Origin of the sequence: Streptomyces flavusporus (assembly GCF_046267975.1) — a bacterium.
Lineage (GTDB): Bacteria > Actinomycetota > Actinomycetes > Streptomycetales > Streptomycetaceae > Streptomyces > Streptomyces flavusporus.
The window spans coordinates 6,223,483-6,241,471 of the sequence record NZ_CP176503.1; the positions used below are offsets into that span (position 1 = coordinate 6,223,483).

The 17,989-nt window shown below is 69.7% G+C and carries 21 protein-coding genes; 12 read left to right on the plus strand and 9 right to left on the minus strand.

The window, feature by feature from the left end:
- Positions 1-29: 29 nt before the first annotated feature.
- The gene (locus tag ACKTSN_RS29440) at positions 30-950 is read left to right on the plus strand and encodes an ABC transporter ATP-binding protein (protein ID WP_409474955.1); all 921 of its coding nucleotides are present in this window, start codon (positions 30-32) and stop codon (positions 948-950) included.
- A 71-nt stretch (positions 951-1,021) separates the two neighbouring features.
- Positions 1,022-1,831: a DUF1707 SHOCT-like domain-containing protein gene (locus ACKTSN_RS29445; protein WP_409471863.1), complete on the plus strand. Its 810-nt coding sequence runs from the start codon at positions 1,022-1,024 to the stop codon at positions 1,829-1,831.
- 167 nt (positions 1,832-1,998) lie between these two features.
- On the opposite strand, the gene ACKTSN_RS29450 is transcribed toward ACKTSN_RS29445, so the two are convergent.
- A complete protein-coding gene (locus ACKTSN_RS29450; RefSeq protein ID WP_409471864.1) occupies positions 1,999-3,330 on the minus strand; it encodes an SGNH/GDSL hydrolase family protein in 1,332 nt (443 codons plus the stop codon).
- Positions 3,331-3,553: 223 nt separating this feature from the next.
- On the opposite strand from ACKTSN_RS29450, the gene ACKTSN_RS29455 reads away from it, so the two are divergent.
- Positions 3,554-4,945, plus strand: a complete 1,392-nt coding sequence (locus tag ACKTSN_RS29455; RefSeq protein WP_409474956.1) for a DUF445 domain-containing protein — start codon at positions 3,554-3,556, stop codon at positions 4,943-4,945.
- A gap of 85 nt (positions 4,946-5,030) precedes the next feature.
- Positions 5,031-6,512 carry an MFS transporter gene (locus ACKTSN_RS29460; protein WP_409471865.1) on the plus strand — a complete coding sequence of 494 codons (1,482 nt, stop codon included), beginning with the start codon at positions 5,031-5,033 and terminating at the stop codon, positions 6,510-6,512.
- Positions 6,513-6,653: 141 nt separating this feature from the next.
- Here the strand turns inward: ACKTSN_RS29460 and ACKTSN_RS29465 are convergent, their stop codons facing one another.
- Together ACKTSN_RS29465 and ACKTSN_RS29470 are read right to left on the minus strand one after the other, a co-directional pair.
- Entirely contained in the window at positions 6,654-8,114 is a 1,461-nt protein-coding gene (locus tag ACKTSN_RS29465; RefSeq protein WP_409474957.1) for an alginate lyase family protein, read from the minus strand.
- 135 nt (positions 8,115-8,249) lie between these two features.
- Positions 8,250-8,552: a hypothetical protein gene (locus ACKTSN_RS29470; RefSeq protein WP_409471866.1), complete on the minus strand. Its 303-nt coding sequence runs from the start codon at positions 8,550-8,552 to the stop codon at positions 8,250-8,252.
- A gap of 158 nt (positions 8,553-8,710) precedes the next feature.
- Between ACKTSN_RS29470 and ACKTSN_RS29475 the strand changes: the two genes are divergently transcribed.
- A complete protein-coding gene (locus ACKTSN_RS29475) occupies positions 8,711-9,130 on the plus strand; it encodes an Hsp20/alpha crystallin family protein (protein WP_409471867.1) in 420 nt (139 codons plus the stop codon).
- A 151-nt stretch (positions 9,131-9,281) separates the two neighbouring features.
- On the plus strand, positions 9,282-9,773 hold the full coding sequence (locus ACKTSN_RS29480) for a DUF2267 domain-containing protein (protein WP_409471868.1): 492 nt from the start codon (positions 9,282-9,284) through the stop codon (positions 9,771-9,773).
- A gap of 105 nt (positions 9,774-9,878) precedes the next feature.
- On the opposite strand, the gene ACKTSN_RS29485 is transcribed toward ACKTSN_RS29480, so the two are convergent.
- Together ACKTSN_RS29485 and ACKTSN_RS29490 are read right to left on the minus strand one after the other, a co-directional pair.
- Positions 9,879-10,664 carry an SDR family NAD(P)-dependent oxidoreductase gene (locus tag ACKTSN_RS29485; protein WP_409471869.1) on the minus strand — a complete coding sequence of 262 codons (786 nt, stop codon included), beginning with the start codon at positions 10,662-10,664 and terminating at the stop codon, positions 9,879-9,881.
- Between the two features lie 145 nt (positions 10,665-10,809).
- Positions 10,810-11,391, minus strand: coding sequence for a class I SAM-dependent methyltransferase (locus ACKTSN_RS29490; protein ID WP_409471870.1), 582 nt, complete (start codon positions 11,389-11,391; stop codon positions 10,810-10,812).
- Between the two features lie 133 nt (positions 11,392-11,524).
- On the opposite strand from ACKTSN_RS29490, the gene ACKTSN_RS29495 reads away from it, so the two are divergent.
- Positions 11,525-12,496, plus strand: coding sequence for a zinc-binding dehydrogenase (locus ACKTSN_RS29495; protein ID WP_409471871.1), 972 nt, complete (start codon positions 11,525-11,527; stop codon positions 12,494-12,496).
- A gap of 40 nt (positions 12,497-12,536) precedes the next feature.
- Positions 12,537-13,238 carry a CPBP family intramembrane glutamic endopeptidase gene (locus ACKTSN_RS29500; RefSeq protein WP_409471872.1) on the plus strand — a complete coding sequence of 234 codons (702 nt, stop codon included), beginning with the start codon at positions 12,537-12,539 and terminating at the stop codon, positions 13,236-13,238.
- Positions 13,239-13,279: 41 nt separating this feature from the next.
- Here the strand turns inward: ACKTSN_RS29500 and ACKTSN_RS29505 are convergent, their stop codons facing one another.
- Positions 13,280-14,152, minus strand: coding sequence for an alpha/beta fold hydrolase (locus ACKTSN_RS29505; RefSeq protein WP_409471873.1), 873 nt, complete (start codon positions 14,150-14,152; stop codon positions 13,280-13,282).
- 83 nt (positions 14,153-14,235) lie between these two features.
- On the opposite strand from ACKTSN_RS29505, the gene ACKTSN_RS29510 reads away from it, so the two are divergent.
- Complete coding sequence (locus ACKTSN_RS29510) at positions 14,236-14,793, plus strand: CGNR zinc finger domain-containing protein (protein WP_409471874.1); 558 nt, start codon at positions 14,236-14,238, stop codon at positions 14,791-14,793.
- 276 nt (positions 14,794-15,069) lie between these two features.
- A complete protein-coding gene (locus ACKTSN_RS29515; RefSeq protein WP_409471875.1) occupies positions 15,070-15,363 on the plus strand; it encodes a hypothetical protein in 294 nt (97 codons plus the stop codon).
- Here ACKTSN_RS29515 and ACKTSN_RS29520 read toward each other — a convergent pair.
- Entirely contained in the window at positions 15,343-15,753 is a 411-nt protein-coding gene (locus ACKTSN_RS29520; protein ID WP_409471876.1) for a cupin domain-containing protein, read from the minus strand. The genes ACKTSN_RS29515 and ACKTSN_RS29520 overlap by 21 nt on opposite strands.
- A gap of 62 nt (positions 15,754-15,815) precedes the next feature.
- Positions 15,816-16,028: a hypothetical protein gene (locus ACKTSN_RS29525; RefSeq protein WP_409471877.1), complete on the minus strand. Its 213-nt coding sequence runs from the start codon at positions 16,026-16,028 to the stop codon at positions 15,816-15,818.
- 153 nt (positions 16,029-16,181) lie between these two features.
- On the opposite strand from ACKTSN_RS29525, the gene ACKTSN_RS29530 reads away from it, so the two are divergent.
- Complete coding sequence (locus ACKTSN_RS29530) at positions 16,182-16,691, plus strand: hypothetical protein (protein ID WP_409471878.1); 510 nt, start codon at positions 16,182-16,184, stop codon at positions 16,689-16,691.
- A gap of 66 nt (positions 16,692-16,757) precedes the next feature.
- On the opposite strand, the gene ACKTSN_RS29535 is transcribed toward ACKTSN_RS29530, so the two are convergent.
- On the minus strand, positions 16,758-17,450 hold the full coding sequence (locus ACKTSN_RS29535) for a NucA/NucB deoxyribonuclease domain-containing protein (RefSeq protein ID WP_409471879.1): 693 nt from the start codon (positions 17,448-17,450) through the stop codon (positions 16,758-16,760).
- A 95-nt stretch (positions 17,451-17,545) separates the two neighbouring features.
- Between ACKTSN_RS29535 and ACKTSN_RS29540 the strand changes: the two genes are divergently transcribed.
- The gene (locus ACKTSN_RS29540) at positions 17,546-17,836 is read left to right on the plus strand and encodes a hypothetical protein (protein ID WP_431197151.1); all 291 of its coding nucleotides are present in this window, start codon (positions 17,546-17,548) and stop codon (positions 17,834-17,836) included.
- Positions 17,837-17,989 lie beyond the last annotated feature (153 nt).

Here is a 17,989-nt window from a genome sequence, read left to right on the forward strand (position 1 = left end):
AACTCGACCGGGTCGAGAAGGTCTTCGACATGCGGAAGAAGACCGGTTTCCTCAGGTGGGAGCGGCGTCAGGTGCGGGCCGTCGACTCGCTGTCGTTCTCGGTGGCGCGCGGTGAGATGGTCGGCTACATCGGGCCGAACGGCGCCGGCAAGTCGACCACGATCAAGATGCTGACCGGCATCCTGACCCCGAGCGGCGGGCGGCTGCGGGTGGCCGGCATCGACCCCTCCCGTGAGCGGACGCGGCTCGCGCACCGCATCGGGGTGGTGTTCGGGCAGCGGACGACGCTGTGGTGGGACCTGCCGCTGATCGACTCGTACAAGCTGATGCACCGCATGTACCGGATCCCGGAAGCCCGTTACCGGGCGAACCTCGAACAGTGCGTGGAACTGCTGCAGCTGGACGCCCTGTTGGACGTGCCGGTACGGCAACTCTCCCTCGGCCAGCGGATGCGCGGCGACATCGCGGCCGCCCTGCTGCACGACCCCGAGGTGCTCTACCTCGACGAGCCGACGATCGGCCTGGACGTCATCTCCAAGGCCAGGGTGCGGGAGTTCCTGCGCGAACTGAACACCGAGCGCGGGACGACGGTGCTGCTGACCACGCACGACCTCCAGGACATCGAACAGCTCTGCTCCCGGGTGATGGTCATCGACCACGGCCGCCTGATGTACGACGGCCCGCTGGCCGGCCTGCACGAGGCGGGGGAGAGCGAGCGGACCCTGGTCGTGGACCTGGAGTGCGAGCTGCCGCCGATCGACGCGCCGGCACCGGCCCGGGTGGTACGGGTGGAGGGGCCGCGGCAGTGGCTGGCCTTCCCGGCGGCACAGTCCGCGGCGCCGCTGGTGGCGCGGATCGCCGCGGAGTATCCGCTGGTGGACCTGTCGGTGCGGGAGCCGGACATCGAGGCGGTGATCGCGCGCATGTACGCGGACCGGGCGACCGCGTAGGGCACCGTGCAGGCGGCGGGGATGCGCTGAGCGCGTAGTCTCCGGGGCGGGGAAAACGTACGCTGCTGTGCATGACCGACGATGCCCCGGAGTTGCGTGCCTCCGACGCCGATCGTGAGCGGGTTGCCGAGGTCCTGCGGGACGCCCTCGCGGAGGGCCGACTGGACATGGCGGAGTTCGAGGAACGGCTGGAGGCGACGTACCAGGCACGGACGTACGGCGAGCTGGCGCCGATCACCCGCGACCTGCCGGTCGCCGGCGGCGCCCCGGCCCCCTCGGTCTCGCTGGTGAAGGAACCGGCCGAGAGCGGGAGTTGGGCGGAGCGGATCGTCGGCGGCGAGGGCACGTCGACGTGGGGTGTCGCCGTGATGTCGGGATTTCAGCGCAAGGGGCGCTGGACCGCGCCGAAGCGGTTCACCTGCTTCGCCTTCTGGGGCGGCGGCGAGATCGATCTGCGCGAGGCGAACTTCGCCGACCGCGAGGTCGAGATCAACTGCATCGCGATCATGGGCGGGTTGAACGTCACCGTGCCGCCCGGCGTCGAGGTCGTGGTGCGCGGCATCGGGATCATGGGCGGCTTCGATCACCGCGAGGAGGGCGTGCCGGGCGACCCCGGCGCCCCGCGGGTGATCGTCTCCGGGTTCGCCTTCTGGGGCGGGGTCGGCGTGGAACGGAAGCTGACCCGGGCCGAGCGGCGGCGGCTGAAGGAGGAGCGGCGGCGGGAGAAGCTGGAGCGCAAGGCTGCGGTGCGGAATCTGCACGCGTCGTTCCACGAGGATGTCGCGGAGGCACATCGCAAGATGGTCGAGGGGCATCGGGATTTCGTGCGCGACCTGCATGAGGAGCGGCGGGAGAAGCGGGAGCGGCGCCGGGAGGAGTGACCGGCGTGGGGGCTGGGCGGGGGTAGGGTGCGCAGCCCGGCGCTGACGGGGTGCCTCCCCCAGAGGGGGGACCCCCAGCGCCCGCCCTCCCCCACTCTCGGCTTCGCTCGAGCGGGGGGGACCCCCATCGCCCCAGCGGCACGACTGCCTGCGGCCTGACGGGGGCGCTACAGCTGCGCCGGGGCCGAGCCCTTCAGGTCCTTGAGGTCGAACTCCTCCGCTATCCGCGCATAGCCCTTGTCATTGGGGTGCAGATGGTCGCCCGAGTCGTAGTCGGAGCGGAACTTGCGCGGGTTGTACGGGTCCCGCAGCGCTTCGTCGAAGTCGACGACCGCGTCGAAGACCCGCCCCGAGCGGATCTCGGCGTTGATCTCCTGCCGTATCGCTTCGCGGGCGTCGGTGTAGCCGCGGTGGCCCTGGAACGGCATCAGGGTCGCGCCGATGACCTTGATGCCGTTGGCGTGCGCCTGGCTGACCAGGGTGCGCAGGCCCTCGAGGATCTGGTCGGGGTCGGTCACCGGAGGATTGCGCAGGATGTCGTTGACGCCGAGGTCGATGACGACGACCTTGACGTTCGTACGGCCCAGGACGTCACGGGAGAAACGGTTGAGCCCGCTGGGGTTGTCGGCGGGCCGGCCGTTGCCGCTGGTCAGGATGCGGTTGCCGCCGATGCCCTGGTTGACGATGCCGTAGCGCGGCACGTCCTGGCCGGCGTCGGCCGCCTCGCGCAGCCGCTGGGCGAGGACGTCGGTCCAGCGCCGGTTGGCGCCCACGGTCGAGGAGTGGCCCTCGGTGAGGGAGTCACCGAAGGCGACCAGGGTGCCGTCGGACTCCCTGCTGAGGACGTCCAGCGCGGTCAGGTACCGCCAGGACTCGACCTGTTCGGTGTAGGGGGCGCCGGTGACGTCCTCGGCGTAGTCGCCCTGTGCGGCGTAGGAGATCTGGCGCGCATGCGCGTGGACGGTGACCGGCCCCGGCTCGGCGGGGGAGTAGGTGGTGACCAGGACGTCGCTGTCGGGCGGGATGGTCAGGCGCGCGGCGTCGCTCACCACTTGCCGTCCGGCCGGGATGACGACCGTGGTGGTGCCGTTGAACGTCAGCCGCCGCATCGTGTCGGCCGCGGCGGCCGCGCTGTCGTCGGCGGCGGCCAGCGCGATCGTCGCGTGGGTGATGGTCAGCGGCTGCCGGCCGTACAGGTTGGACAGCGTGATCCGGGCACTCGTACCGCCGACACTCGCGTGTACGACGTTGCGCACCGAGCGGTCGGTCAGTCCGGCCGTCTCGGTGCCGGGTTCGGCGGCGGCCGGGGACGTCGCCCAGGAGCCGACCCAGATGCCGGTGGAGGCAGGGGCGGCGGAGTTGTGGGGGCGGGGGCCTGCGACCGTGCGCTGGGCGGTGCCGTTGTCGGAGGCCACTCCGACGTAGAGGGCGACCGACAGTCCCGCGATCAGAGCGATGATCGCGCTGAGCAAGGCATAACCGTGATGACGCCTGGTCATGCGGTGCGTTTCTCCTCGGGCGAAATGGAGCCCGGGGCTCCGATGTTGATCACCCCATGATGCGGCATGGAGCTGCGGGAAGTTGACCGGGCCCCCCCTCGGGCCACGAGAGTTCACCTGCGGACTTCCCCGCCCGGAAGGACGCCGGGAACTCTTCTTCCGTTCCAGGAGTCGGTCAGGAAGGGACAATGTTGCTGTGGGAGATCATGAACGGGTGGAGCGGATGGACCGTACGAAACCGGAAGAACAAGGTGAAACCGGAGCAGCTGCCGTAGAGCAGCATGCCCGGCCCGACACCGCCGGTAACCGTGCCGGCGCTCGCGGCAGTGTTCCCGCCTCGGCGGTCCGCGCCATGACGACCTTCAGCGCCGCCGACGAGGAGAAGCAGCGCGGGGTGCGGCGGATGAAACTCACCGCGACCGGCCTGCTGCTGTTCGTGGCCGTGGTGTACGTCCTCGCCAAGTGGGCCTCGAACGCGGGCGCAGGCCCCTGGGCCGCCTATGTCGCGGCGGCCGCCGAGGCCGGCATGGTCGGCGCGCTCGCCGACTGGTTCGCGGTCACCGCCCTCTTCCGCCACCCGCTCGGCATCCCCATCCCGCACACCGCGATCATCCCCACCAAGAAGGACCAGCTGGGCGTCACGCTGGGCGACTTCGTCGGCGAGAACTTCCTCTCCGAGGCCGTCGTACGCCAGCGGCTGCGCGCCGTCGGCATCGGCAGCCGCCTCGGTGCCTGGCTCGCCGAGCCGCAGAACGCCGACCGGGTCACCGCCGAGCTGGCGACGGCCCTCAGGGGCGCCCTGACCGTGCTGCGCGACTCCGACGTCCAGGCCGTGGTCGGCGAGGCGATCACCCGGCGGGCCAACATCCAGGAGATCGCGCCCGGCATAGGCAAGATGCTGGAGAAGATCGTCCTCGACGGCGGCCACAAACGGGTCGTCGACCTCGTCGTCTCGCGTGCGCACGACTGGCTGGTGCTGCACGACGAGCAGGTCATGGACGCCGTGCAGGGCGGCGCGCCCGGCTGGACCCCGCGGTTCGTCGACAAGAAGGTCGGCGAGCGGGTCTACAAGGAGCTGCTGCGCTTCGTCACCGAGATGCGCGACATGCCCTCCCACCCGGCGCGCGGCACCCTCGACCGCTTCCTCACCGACTTCGCCTCCGACCTGCAGTCCGACACCGACACCCGCGCGCGCGTGGAGCGGCTGAAGGGCGAGGTGTTGGGCCGCGGCGAGGTCCAGGACCTGATCGCCTCCGCCTGGACGGCCGTACGCTCCATGATCGTGGCCGCGGCCGAGGACGAGCGCAGCGAGCTACGCCTGCGGGTGCGGGCGTCCCTGCTGTCCCTGGGCGCCCGCATGGCCACCGAGCCCAAGATCCAGGGCAAGGTCGACAGCTGGGTCGAGGGCGCCGCGGTGCACGTCGTGACGACGTACCGCAAGGAGATCACCTCCCTGATCACGGACACCGTGGCGAGCTGGGACGCCGAGCACACCACGAAGAAGATCGAGGCCAACATCGGCCGTGACCTGCAGTTCATCCGCATCAACGGCACGGTGGTGGGCTCGCTGGCGGGCCTGCTGATCTACACGGTGACGCACGCGCTGGGGGCGTGAACCACCCGTCTGTGGGCACTCGGCCGGGCGTCGTTCGAGGTTCTCCCGCATCCTCTCGACTTCTCGCGACGTGGAGGAGCCGCCCGTGCCCAGCACCAGGACCGCCCCGTCCGGCCGTACCGTCACCACCGCTCTGCCCGCCCGCCTCGACCGTCTCCCCTGGTCACGCTGGCACTGGACGATCGTGATCGGTCTCGGCACCGTCTGGATCCTCGACGGCCTGGAGGTCACGGTCGTCGGCAACATCGCGAGCCGCCTGTCCGAGCCCGGCAGCGGACTGCCGATCACCTCCGAGCAGGTCACCGGCATCGCGGCCGCGCTGTATGTGGCGGGCGCCTGCTCCGGCGCCCTCTTCTGGGGCCGCCTGACCGACCTCTTCGGCCGCAAGAAACTGTTCATGCTGACCCTCGCCGTCTACCTCGCGGCCACCGCCCTGACGGCGATCTCCTTCGACACCTGGTGGTTCTTCCTCTTCCGCTTCCTCACCGGCTTCGGCATAGGCGGCGAGTACGCAGCGATCAACTCCGCGATCGACGAGCTGATCCCGTCCTACTACCGGGGCCGCGTCGACCTGATCATCAACGGCAGCTTCTGGCTGGGCGCGATCGGCGGCTCGCTGCTGTCGATCGTCGCGCTGAACACGGACCTCTTCCCCGCCGACGTCGGCTGGCGGCTGACCTTCGCGCTCGGCGTCGTCCTCGGCCTGGTCATCCTCCTCGTACGCCGCACCGTCCCGGAGAGTCCTCGCTGGCTGCTGATCCACGGCCGGGAGGAGGACGCGGAACGGATCGTGGCGAGGGTCGAGCGGGAGGTGGAGGCGGAGACGGGGCGCGCGCTCCCACCGCCCCAGGGCGAGATCATCATCAACCAGCGCCGCAGTATCGGCTTCGGCGAGATCGCCCGCACGGTCTTTACGACCTACCGCAAACGCACGGTCCTCGGCTTCTCCCTCTTCATAGGCCAGGCGTTCCTCTACAACGCGATCACCTTCGGCTTCGGCGCCATCCTCACGACATTCTTCGACGTGCCGTCGGGCAACACCGGCTACTACTTCGCGGTGTTGGCCGCGGGCAACTTCCTTGGCCCGCTGCTGCTCGGCAAGCTCTTCGACACGGTGGGCCGCCGGGTGATGATCTCCTCGACCTACCTGCTGTCCGGCCTGCTCCTGTTCGGTACGGCCTGGCTCTTCGACCGCGGCGCAGTGAACGCGACGACACTGACGGCGTGCTGGTGCGCGGTGCTCTTCTTCGCCTCTGCGGGCGCCTCCAGCGCGTACCTCACCGTCTCCGAGATCTTCCCGATGGAGACGCGGGCGATGTCCATCGCCTTTTTCTACGCCCTCGGCACCGCCGCCGGCGGCATCAGCGGGCCACTGCTGTTCGCGGACCTGACGGGAACGGGGCAGGTCGGCGACACGGTCCTCGCCTTCCAGGTCGGCGCGTCCCTGATGTGCGCGGCGGGCTTGGTGGCGGCGTTCCTGGCGGTACGGGCGGAGCGGCGGTCGCTGGAGGACATCGCTGCACCGCTGACGGCGACGGGGGCGCCTTCGCGGACGGCTACGGCGTAGCCGCCGTAGGCGCGGGCAGTCGTGCCGCTGGGGCGATGGGGGTCCCCCCGCTCGAGCGAAGCCGAGAGTGGGGGAGGGCGGGCACAGCGGCACCCCGTCGGCGCGGGGGAGCGAACGCCACCCGCCCGCACCGACGGGCACTTATCGAGCCCCGCCGCCCGCACGCCCCCGACGGCGCAGGAGCAGCAGCCCGCCGGCCACCGCGGTGATACCGGTGGCGGCAACCCACCCCGCAACGTCCCCCGTACCGGTCGCGGCGAGGTCACCGTCCGCGGCGGGCGAGGCGGACGTGGACGAGGACGCCGTACCGCCCGCATTCGGAACCGCCGACTGCCCGGCGGGAGATGGCGACGGCGCCTCGGATGCCGTAACGGTCGGCACCGGCGAGGAGGACGACGCAACCTCCCCCCGATCCCGAGTGAACGCGAGCGTCCCGAAGCCCAGCTGGTCATACCCCCCGCTGTTGGGCCCGTAGTCCCCGCCACCCCCCTCAGGCGCGGCCTTGGCGGCGATCTGCGTGACGTAGGAGGCATCCAGCCCCCGCCGCTTGGTGTAGTGGTTCGCAATCATCGCCCAGATCGGACGCGTCATCGCCGGATCGACGCCCGCGGCCTCGCTCGCCGTCTCGGACCCGGACCACCCGTTGATCGCACCCTTCTTACGGGTGTTCGCGGTGTACGGCACATCCCCGCCGAGACTCCACTTGGCCACGTACTGCGCACCCTTGAGGAACCGGTTGTCGTCGTACCCGTACAGATCGATCCCCTGATTCCACGCCATCTCGCAGAACGTGCCCATCAGCCCGATGCCGAGCAGCGCATGCCCCTGATCCCGCCCGGCCTCGACCCACTCGGCGAGCCCGTCATCGTGTACGACAGGGATGGCGTTCTTGATGGACCCCAGGCCGGTGCCGTTCTTGAAGTACTCGACGGCCCGGTCGACCGCGGCGCGGTCGTCACAGAGGATGCCGGTGGCCAGGACGCAGGCCATCGCGGTGAGGTCCCAGTTGGTCCAGTAGTTGGTGACGTACGCGCCGTTGTGGTTGACGAGGAAGTCGTCACTGAGCGGGAGGAAGACCTCCCGCATCATCTTCTGGAACCGGGCCAGGTCGAACCCGTCGTGGTCGCGGACGAGTTCGGCGGCGTTGGCGAACTGGTAGCCGTAGATGCCGGCGGCGAGGAACCGGTCGGCGGAGCCTTCTATCGACGTCAGTTTCGCCGACCAGGCGTTGAGGATGGCGACCGCGGTGTCGGCGTGCGCGGTGTCGCCGGAGACATGTGCGCGCAGGGCGTTCTGGTAGGCGGCGTGGATGTCGTTGTAGAGGGTCCGGTAGTTCTGCGGGCTGCCCGCTCCTCGGTAGACGGTGGCCTGCGGATTGGCCGTCCATCCGCTCTGCGCATGCCGGTTGGCGGTCAGCTTGGCGAACCCGGCGGTGTAGGGCGCGGCGCCCGCCTTGACCTTCGCGGCCATACGGTCCAGGTCGGCGCGGGTGTGCAGGAGGCCCGGGTGGGCGAAGGCGGCGGGGGCGGCGGTCGCGGGGGCCGGCGCGAGGACCGTACTCATGCCGACGGCGCCGGCTGCGGCACCGGTTGCCTTGAGCATGGTCCGTCGGCTGATCTGTCGTGTCACGTCGTCGTACCTCAGCGTCGTCGGTGGCGTGCTTGCGCGGGGACGGTGAGGAGACGGGCGGGGGCGGGGGCGATAACAAAAACTGTCGTAGGCCTACGGAATCAGGGCTCACGCCCGCCGGTCGGCGACGGCCCAGGACGCGAGGGCAACGGCCCCCGCCACCCCGAACACGGCGGGCCAGGCGCCCACCTTCTTGGCCAGCGGATGGGACGCGCCGAAGGCGGTGACGTACGCGGCGGTCAGCGCCCCCGCGGCCTTCCCGCCGGCCCGCTCCCGCCACTGCTGGGCGGCAGCGGCTCCCGCGACGGCCAGTACGGCCCCGCCGAGCTGCCGCTTCTTCGTCCAGCGGGCGACGCCGTACCCACCGACGAGCCCGCTCGCGGCGACGAGTGCGCTGGGAACCCTGTCCATCCGTGCCTCCTGCGTACGAGGGTCTGATGCACCGAGGCTAACGCTCACCTGCGCCGCAGCCCTGAACCTGAGTCGGGGCTTGTCAAGTTTCCTCCCCGGAGCTATATAGGAAGCCGTAGGGCACGCACCCAGCCCTTTCAGGAAGGGAGTGACCCGTGATGCTCATGCGCACCGACCCCTTCCGCGAGTTCGACCGACTCGCGCAGCAGGTCTTCGGCCCCACCCGCCCGGCCGCGATGCCGATGGACGCCTACCGGGCCGGGGACGACTTCATCGTCCACTTCGACCTGCCCGGCATCAACCCCGAGACGATCGAGCTGGACGTCGAACGCAACGTCCTGAACATCCGCGCCGAGCGCCGTTCCCCCGCCCCCGAGGGCACGGAACTGATCGTCGCCGAGCGCCCCACGGGCAGCTTCGCCCGCCAGCTCTTCCTCGGCGACACGCTCGACACGGACCGCATCGACGCCTCGTACGAAGCCGGCGTCCTGACCCTGCGCATCCCCGTGGCGGAGCAGGCGAAGCCGCGCCGCATCCAGATCACCGGCGGTGACAGCCGCAAGCAGATCAGCAGCTGACCGCAGCAGCCGACGCAGAGCGTCCCGCGGAGCCGTACGCCGTACGCCGTACGGGTCCGCGGGACGCGTCCCCTGTGCCCATCGGACCCATCGGACCCATCGGACCCATCGGACCCATCGGCCACATCGGACCCGGAGGAGGAGCCGCACGATGACCACGACGACGGTGCCGACCCCGACGACGCCCGCCCCCGTCACCACCCCCCACCCCGCACCGGCACCGCGGCGCCGCCCGGCGAGCGACGACTGGAGGGCCCTGGTCGAGGCGGTACGGGACGCGGGCCAGTACCCGACGAGCGCGGAAGCCGAACGCATCACCCGCATCGTCCTCTCCGCCCTGGGCGGCCACGTCACGGGCGACGAACGACTGGCCCTGGCCCGAGCCCTCCCGGAGGAGGCGGCTGCTGTCATCGCTTCCCAGCTCGCGGCGACCCGCCCCCTGACAGCAGCGGAGTTCGTCGACTCGGTGGCAGCCCGCATCGAGGGCGCCACCCCGGCCACGGCCCGCTGGGACGTGAGCTCGGTCCTGAGCGTCCTGCCACCTCTGATCGGCGACGCCCTGACCAACCGCGTCCTGAGGCAACTCCCTCCGGGCTACGCCCTGTTGTTCGGCCGGGCGGACCTGGGCGCGAAGGACGACTGACGGCACAAGCGCGGGGCCACCGCCGAGCTGATCGGCGGTGGCCCCACCGACATGCCTGACCCCCGCACATGGCCCCCCTTATCTGCTGCGCCCCGACGGCGCCCGTCAGTCGACCACCTGACCGCAGGTCACATTGGGCACCGCTCCGGTCATGGCGCCGGCGTAGTCCGATGCCATGAGCGCCGCGACATTGCCGACGTCGGCGAGCGAGGGCAACCGCTTCAGCAGCGTCATGTCCGTGAGATCGGCGATGAACTCGTCACGCGTCATCCCGATGGTGCCGGCGTGCTTGTCCAGCACGTCCTCGATCGACTCCACCGATCCGGCCGAGCGCAGACAGATGACGCGCACGCCCTTGGGTCCGAGCTCCGCCGCCAGAGTGCGGGAGAAGCCCTCCAGCGCGGCGCAGGTGACGCCGAAGCCGCCGACGAGGGGGAAGGGAATCCGGGACGGCGACGCCGTGATCATCATGATCACACCCGATCCCGCCCCGATCATGTGCGGCGCGACCGCCTTCGCGGTCAGGAACTGCGTTCTGGTCGCGATGGTGATCGGGCGGGCGAAGTCGTCGTAGGACATCTCGATGAGCGGTATCCCCTGAACTTCATCCAGCCCGATGGCGTTGAACGAAACGTCGACTCTCCCGGCTGCCTTGACGATGCCGGCGACGCACTCGTTGACGGACTGCTCGTCGAGCGCATCGACCTGAGCGGTCTCTGCCGTTCCTCCCGAGCCGGCGATCTCCCCGGCCACGGCCTGAAGCTTGGCCTCGGTACGACCGGCGAGGAAGACCTTGGCTCCCTCTCGGGCAAAGGCGCGAGCGACCGCGCCGCCGATCGCCCCACCGGCTCCGTAGATCACGGCGTTCTTGTCTGCGAGCAACATGGGCATCAGGGGTGGTCGTACGGATGGAGCAGTTCTCTCGATCAATCGTCCGTGCGAGCTGACGAGATCGCATCTCGGCCCCTCGTCGCCGCTGGTCGAGGAATGCCCGGCGCTCCGTCGAGACCGTCACCGAGACCCCTGATGACGACTCTCAAGCCCGGTACACCAGCAGATACCGCCAGAACAGCAGGCGGCGCAGAGTCGAGCCGGGCAGTAGACGGGCGGACTCGGCGCGGGTTTCGCCGTACGACAGTGGCGGCGGCCAGACCATCGGGATCTGCACGGACGGGGCGCGGTCGCGCCTGCTCAGTACACGGTCCGCCCTGAGCAGGCACAACGTCGGCAGTGCCCACGCGAAGTCGGTCGCCGTTCTGACCGGATAGAGCCCCAGCACCGCCAGAACACCGCCCGGTGCGAGGGCCTGCCGCAACGTCAGCACGGTCTCGAACGGCATGTGGTGGAGACTGGCGATGCACGAGATGAACTCGTACCGACCGTCGGGCAGTTGCCCCTCGCGCACATCGGCCTGACGGTACTGAGGTCCACCCCCAGCCGCGCGCGCCGCCTCAATGACCTCCGCATTCGCGTCGACCCCTTCGACGTCCAGGCCCCGCCCCGCGAGCAGCCGCGCGAACCGCCCCGTCCCGCACCCGACGTCCAGCGCGGTCCGCGCCCCGTCCGGTACCTGCTTCAGCAGCAGCGGGTGGTAGTGATCGTTGAAATTGAGGCCCATCCCAAAAACCTGCCCCTGGGACCGCCATCCCAAAGGCGATCTCCCGCCGAGGAACGACTTGACCTCGACTTTGCTTGAGGTTCTAGGTTGAGGCTGCCTCTGCGATGTCCACCAGAACAGGGATGTGTTCGTGATGCGTGCGATTCAGGTGCGGGAGTTCGGCGGCCCCGAAGTGTTGGTGCCCGAGGAGGTTCCCGATCCGGTGGCCGGTCCGGGACAGGTCGTGGTGGGGCTGGCCGCCGCCGACGTCATCTACCTCGACACGCTGCTGCGCGCCGGCTGGGGAGGGGAGTACTTCCCGGTCAAGCCTCCCTACGTACCCGGTGGCGGCGGCGCGGGGCGGGTGCTGTCCGTGGGGGAGGGGGTGGACTCCGGTTGGATCGGGCGCCACGTCGTCGCCCGGGCGTCCACCGGCGGCTATGCCGAGCAGCTCGTCGCCGCCATGGAGGAGATCGTGGAGGTTCCCGATGGAGTGAGCTCCCTCGATGCGGCGGCCGTACTCCACGACGGGGCCACCGCCATGATTCTCACCGACAAGGCGAAGATCGCACCGGGCGAGTGGGTCCTGGTGGCCGCGGCCACCGGTGGGGCGGGCTCGCTGCTGGTGCAACTGGCGCGCACCGCCGGAGCCCGGGTCGTCGCGGCGGCCCGGGGCGAGCGCAAGCTCGCGCTGGCCCGAGAGCTGGGCGCGGAGATCGCGATCGACTACTCGCAGCAGGGATGGCAGCACCAGGTCCGCGAGGCGGCCGGCGGCTCCGGTGTCGGCCTGGCCTTCGACGGCGCGGGAGGAGAACTCGGCAAGGCGGCCTTCGAAGCAGTGGCCCCGGGCGGCCGATTCATCACCTACGGCACGTCCAGCGGCGCGTTCGCCGACATCGACCCCAAGGCAGCCGAACAACGGCAGGTGCAGGTGACCAACGCACTGGAGGCCGGCCCGCCCGACCTGGCCACCGTACGGGACATGCTCACGCAGGCGCTCACGCTGACCGCGCAGGACCGCATCCACCCCGTCATCGGCGCGACCTATCCGCTGGAACGGGCCGGCGACGCCCACACGTCCCTGGAACAACGCACCACCCTCGGCAAATCACTCCTGTTGACTTGACCACGCTTGCCGCGACCAACTGCGGGATCCTGGAATCAGGATGCGGATCGTCTGTGTCGTGCTCGTCCTGGCCGCCGCGAACCTGATCAACAACTGGCTCGCCCGCGGCCCCGTCGCGTACGTCCTCACCTGTGTGGCCGCGACGGCCGTCCTCCTGCTGATCGCCCGCTGGGACGGTCTCACCCTGGCCGATCTCGGGCTCGACGCGGCGGGGCTGCGCCAGGGACTGCGGTGGGCGCCCGTCCTGGCCGCTGCCGTCCTGGTCGTCCTTCTCCTCCTCCTCGCCGTTCCGGCCGGCCGGGAGGCGTTCCGGGACTCCAGGGGTGCCGACCTGTCCGCCGGGCAGCTGCTGTCGCGCGTGCTGGTACGCGTACCGATCGGCACCGTACTGCTGGAGGAGACCGCCTTCCGCGGAGTGCTCTGGGCCATGATCCGGCGCCGACGCGGCACGGCATGGGCCACCGCCGCCTCGTCCCTGCTCTTCGGCCTGTGGCACCTGCTGCCCTCCCGCGGCCTCAACCGCTCCAACTCCGCCGTGGGAACGGCCTTCGGAACCGGCTCGGCAAGCGTGGCACCGACCGTGGCGGCGGCCGTCGTCGCCACGGTCGCCGCGGGGGCGGTCCTGTGCGAGCTGCGCCGCCGCTCCGGCAGCCTGCTGGCACCCGCGGCCCTGCACTGGGCGATCAACGGCTTCGGCTACGCGCTTGCCTGGGCAGCACCCCGCTGGTGGCCGTCCACCTGAACCACGAGCCGGCCGCTCTGGTGTCTCAGACGCGAGGCCGATCACGTCCAGGCACGGTCGAGGAAGTCGGCGATCAGTGGGGCGATCTCCGGCAGATGGGTCTCGAGGGCGAAGTGGCCGGTGTCGAAGAGGTGGAGTTCGGCGTCGGGCAGGTCGCGGACGTAGGCGCGGGCGCCAGGCTCAGGGAAGAACGGGTCGTTGCTTCCCCAGGTGATGAGGGTGGGCGGGGTGTGCCGGCGTAGCCACGCCTGCCAGTCGTCGTAGCGCTCGACGTTGGAGTGGTAGTCGAAGATCAGTGCCTGCTGGGCTTCCTTGCGGCCCGGCAGGTCGAGGAAGTGCTGGTCGAGGGTCCAGCCGTCCGGGGCGATCAGCTCGGGGCTGGTGACGCCGGTCTCGTACTGGCTGCGGGTGCCGACGAGGGTGAGGATGCCCTGGATGGCGTCCTGGGCGCCAGGGCTCTCGGGGGTCAGGCCGATGAGGCCGCGGGCCGCGTCCGAGAGCCCTTCCTCGTAAGCGTTGCCGTTCTGCACGACCAGTCCCGCGATCCACTCGGGATGACGTTCGGCGATGCGGAAGCCGATGGGCGCGCCGAAGTCGAAGACGTACATCACGAACCGGTCGAGGCCGAGGCGCCGGACGAAGCTTTCGGTGATGTCGGCGAGCCGGTCGAACGAGTAGGTGAAGTCGTCCGGGGCCTCGGTGTGGCCGAAGCCGGGGTAGTCCAGGGCGATCAGCCGGTAGTGCGAGCCGAGCACGTCGATGAGGCTCCGGAACTGGTGAGAACCGGACGGAAAGCCGTGCAGGAGCAGCAGTACGGGCGCGTCGGCCCGGTCGGGGAGGGACTCCCGGTAGAAGACGCGGACGCCGTCGACCTCGAGGTGGCGGTGGACGGTGCGGGCGATTGGAGCAGACATATTAACCCCTTAATTGCGGTTTTATGCGTTAGGTCTACTGCGATCAGGCTAACGCATCAACGCGCTCATGTACCATTAGCCATATGAGTGAAGCCGTGCCGCTGACCGGAGAACCACTGGCGCTGGACCTGGTCAACACCCGTCCCACTGCCGGCGACCTGCTCGCGACCCCGGGCGACCTGCGGTCCTGGTGGGGCCTCCAGGCCGACCGTCTCCCGGACGAGGCGCCACAGGAGGTCACCGCCGCGGACCTGGCCGCCGTGCACGCCGTGCGGGAGCACACGGCCCGCGCCCTCGACCACGTCCGCCGAGGCGACGAGCCCCTGGCTGCCGACTTGGAGGCGCTCAACCAGGCGCAACGTGCCGCGCCGGCGATCAACGAGCTGGCGTGGAACGGGTCGGCAGTCGCCGCCACGCGCCGACGCGACGGCTCACCGGGCCGACGGCTGGCCGCCCACCTCGCGGAAGCCGCCGCCGAACTGCTGGTCGATCCGGCGGTCACCAAAATCAGGGAGTGCGAGGCGGACGACTGCGTGATGCTCTTCCTGGCCGCCCATCCGCGCCGCCGCTGGTGCTCGGCCGCCCGCTGCGGCAACCGGATGCGCGTCGCCCGCCACTATCAGCGCCACAAGGCCAGATAGCCCGAACGGTCCCGCACGTTGGCACTGTTCACCACGCCGGCCCCGGAGTCGCCCGTCGGACCGCGCTGTTGCGGCAGTCGCTATGTCCTTGCCGCCCGCCAGGCAGGGGTTGTAGTCGGCCGCGAGGGCGCCGCGGTCGGACAGCCACATCGGAGTCCTGTCGTCCGTCGCCTTCGGGCCGACCTCCGTCTGAGCGGCGAAGGTCCGCTTCTCCTGATCCGGCGTCGGATCCTTCGCCTCGGCGTTGTCGACAGTGTTCGGAAGCATAGGCACGCTGTGCCCGTATCCATCGCCTCCGCGGCAGCCGTCGTCTCCTCGCTGCTCGCGGCCCGGAGTGCCGCAGACTGCGGCGGTACGGCGACCAGGGCGTCGACGCCCAGCTCGCTCGTGCTGCTGCTCGCCCTGGGCGAGCAGCAGCGCCGTCTGCCGCAGGCGGTACTCCTCCCCGCCGTGTACGGTGACGGCGCTGCGGCCGGTGCTAGCCGCCCTGACGGCGGCCAGCTGCTGCTCGGCCAGGGCGGAAAGAGAGATCCGGAATACTGGTGGTCATCATGGCTGGGTAATCCGTAGGTGTCGTCGTTCGGCCAGCTCCTCCGCGCTGACCACGGTCAGAACCGGGGTACCCGCCGGCGCGAACATGGTCACCACCAGCTGCGACTGCGCGTCCGGAAGGTTGTTGGCGCCCTGGTAGTGGATCACGTCGCCCCCGGGCTCGAACAGGGCGTCACCGGCCTTGAGCACCCGGGGCGGCTGCCCCTCCAGCTCGAAAAGGATCTCGCCCTGGGTCACGTAGCCGAAGAGCGGCCCGGGGTGCCGGTGCGGCGGCGCGCCGGGGTCACCGGGCGGCAGGGTGACCCGGATGGTCCTGGCCTCGGCGCCATCGGGGATCCGGGCCGCCGCCTCCGGCAGGGTCGTGATCACCTCAACGCCTGGGGGCAGGTGTGCGTGCTCAGCACTCATGTCTTCCTCCAACAGGGACTGTCCACAGGAAGGACAAGACGGCCTCCCCGCTTGTGACATCCCTACGCGGCGAACCTCCCCAGGGCCGCGCCGGAGATCCGATCGCCCGAGCGGATGAGGGCGCTCAGCTCGCCCATCCGGTCCCAGGTGTTCACCGCCATCCTGGCCTGGACCCAGCCTTCCCGCGGCGAGAACGCGACGCACTCCCGATCCGCCGGGGAACCGCTGATGACCAGCTTGTCCTGCGAGGGTGTCGCCGATCCGGACCACGGCATCGCCTTCGGCTACGCGATGAACAACATCATCGGGGCCCCGACGCGACCGCCCACCTCGTCGGCCGCCTACATCAACTCGCCAAGCACAAGGCCGTCGACCAATCCGAGGACATTATGCTGCTCGCGACTCAACTGATGACGTACGAGGTGCCCTTGAGCAGGCTGCTGGACGTTTCCGAGACCGTGATTTCCCCAAGTTATCGCATCTTTGGGCTGGTTGACACGAGTGTCGATACGTATGCACCACATGCGGATCGCACGAATTGGCTCCTTTCCGCCCCTGGCATGGTCTATCTACAGGTGCCGCCCCAAGTAACCCGGGCGTTCGTGCGGTTGGAGAGTTGGTCAACCGTCCCTCCGGCAAGCGATGCTCAGTGGTCCGGTGCGGAGGACGTGGAGGTGGAGCTTCCCGGCGGTGACCTCGCGCTGGAAACCATCGACGGGGGGCAGAAAGAAGTCCCCTTGATTCTGCCCTCGTCCGGCATGTACCGGATGCAATGGCAGTGGATATTCAATCGTGCAGGCGGGCCTTTCACCTCTCCGTTGGCGGGGCGCCGGGAACCCTTGCCCATGCCGCCGGGGCACGAAGAGAAACTGAATGGCGCAGATCAATACTGCCTGGTCCAGATCTGGCGCACAGCCGCCAGTGAAGAGACTGAGTGAAAGAAATGCGGGGCCGGTCTGGTGGGCCGGCCCCGCATGATGACCATCTCGGGCCAGATGTCCCGGTCAGTCGCCGATGACGACTATGAACGGGTCATGGCTCAGGATCCGGTCATTGTCGTACCAGGCGCCGAGACGCCGCCCGGCTTCTTGATTCTCGTCCGAGTCGATGTAGCGGACGGAGAAGTCGTCGCGGTACGGATCGTCCTCGTACTGGTAGCGCGCGGCCCCCTGGTAACTGGAGGCGAAGGGGAATTCGTCGCAGTCGCGCTGCTCTCCCGCCGTGGGTCGACCGGGGACGGCGGCGTTGTTGCACGTGGAGGAGACGACGGAGCGGTTGGCGTCGTAGCGTGCCTGCTCGCTCGGCCCGAAGCCCGGTGCGAGGCGGTGCATCGGGTTCAAGGCACTCCCGCCGGGCAGCTTCTTGTCGCTCTTCGTCGGGTAAGTGCTGCCCGGGTCGTCGGTTGGCATGCCGAGGAGTTCGTGTAGTTCGCGAACCCGGAATGCCTGGTTGGGGTGCTGGTTGAAGGCGTTCAGGATGGCCTGGTAGGCGGTGGTCGTCTCGGGCGGATTGGGTTCGTCTCCGGTAGGCGCGAGTTCGGCGATGACCTTCCGGGTGGTGGCCAGGTCGGCGAGGCGTGCTTCGGTCTCGGTGAGGGCGACGGTGAGGTGCTCGATCCGGCCGCGTAGTTCGCCGACCTGGGCGTTGGCCCCGTCCTGCCGGGCCTGGAGGCCTTTGAGGAGTTCGGTGATGTTCACGCGGCTGCCGCAAGACCGGCAAGATCAGCATCAAGACCGTCTACGCGGTCAGCAGCCTCATTGCCGAGCAGGCCACACCCGCCGAGCTCGCGAGCTTGATCCGCGGCCACTGGAAAGTCGAGGCCCTGCACCATGTCAGGGATGTGACGTTCGCCGAGGATGCTTCCCAGCTGCGGACGGGCACCGCACCGCGCGCCATGGCCACCTGGCGTCATCTCGCCATCGGCGCCCTCCGCCTGGCCGGCAAGACGAACATCGCCCCCGCACTGCGGCCCAACGCCCCCGACGCCCCGACCGGTTGCCCTGCTCGGACTCACATGATCACGAACTGGACATCACAAGACTTTGCCGAAGCCCTGGTCCGTGCGCCATTCAACTACGGGTGAAATTCTGTTTGATGCCGGACCGCCTCCACGAGATGCGCCGGAATTGCCGCAGTGGGATTCTGACGGTACGGGGTTCACCTCGACGCCCTCACCAGCGACGCGGTGCCCGCCCATCGAGGTGGGCTCTGATTTCCGCGAGGTTCGAAGATGAAG

What these genes read in the sequence shown, in the direction of transcription:
- ACKTSN_RS29440 (WP_409474955.1), top strand. Translation starts at nt 30, where the DNA reads ATGCGGAAGAAGACCGGTTTCCTCAGGTGGGAGCGGCGTCAGGTGCGG.
- ACKTSN_RS29445 (WP_409471863.1), top strand. Translation starts at nt 1,022, where the DNA reads ATGACCGACGATGCCCCGGAGTTGCGTGCCTCCGACGCCGATCGTGAG.
- ACKTSN_RS29450 (WP_409471864.1), bottom strand. Translation starts at nt 3,330, where the DNA reads ATGACCAGGCGTCATCACGGTTATGCCTTGCTCAGCGCGATCATCGCT.
- ACKTSN_RS29455 (WP_409474956.1), top strand. Translation starts at nt 3,554, where the DNA reads ATGGACCGTACGAAACCGGAAGAACAAGGTGAAACCGGAGCAGCTGCC.
- ACKTSN_RS29465 (WP_409474957.1), bottom strand. Translation starts at nt 8,114, where the DNA reads ATGCTCAAGGCAACCGGTGCCGCAGCCGGCGCCGTCGGCATGAGTACG.
- ACKTSN_RS29470 (WP_409471866.1), bottom strand. Translation starts at nt 8,552, where the DNA reads ATGGACAGGGTTCCCAGCGCACTCGTCGCCGCGAGCGGGCTCGTCGGT.
- ACKTSN_RS29475 (WP_409471867.1), top strand. Translation starts at nt 8,711, where the DNA reads ATGCTCATGCGCACCGACCCCTTCCGCGAGTTCGACCGACTCGCGCAG.
- ACKTSN_RS29480 (WP_409471868.1), top strand. Translation starts at nt 9,282, where the DNA reads ATGACCACGACGACGGTGCCGACCCCGACGACGCCCGCCCCCGTCACC.
- ACKTSN_RS29485 (WP_409471869.1), bottom strand. Translation starts at nt 10,664, where the DNA reads ATGCCCATGTTGCTCGCAGACAAGAACGCCGTGATCTACGGAGCCGGT.
- ACKTSN_RS29490 (WP_409471870.1), bottom strand. Translation starts at nt 11,391, where the DNA reads ATGGGCCTCAATTTCAACGATCACTACCACCCGCTGCTGCTGAAGCAG.
- ACKTSN_RS29495 (WP_409471871.1), top strand. Translation starts at nt 11,525, where the DNA reads ATGCGTGCGATTCAGGTGCGGGAGTTCGGCGGCCCCGAAGTGTTGGTG.
- ACKTSN_RS29500 (WP_409471872.1), top strand. Translation starts at nt 12,537, where the DNA reads ATGCGGATCGTCTGTGTCGTGCTCGTCCTGGCCGCCGCGAACCTGATC.
- ACKTSN_RS29505 (WP_409471873.1), bottom strand. Translation starts at nt 14,152, where the DNA reads ATGTCTGCTCCAATCGCCCGCACCGTCCACCGCCACCTCGAGGTCGAC.
- ACKTSN_RS29510 (WP_409471874.1), top strand. Translation starts at nt 14,236, where the DNA reads ATGAGTGAAGCCGTGCCGCTGACCGGAGAACCACTGGCGCTGGACCTG.
- ACKTSN_RS29520 (WP_409471876.1), bottom strand. Translation starts at nt 15,753, where the DNA reads ATGAGTGCTGAGCACGCACACCTGCCCCCAGGCGTTGAGGTGATCACG.
- ACKTSN_RS29525 (WP_409471877.1), bottom strand. Translation starts at nt 16,028, where the DNA reads ATGCCGTGGTCCGGATCGGCGACACCCTCGCAGGACAAGCTGGTCATC.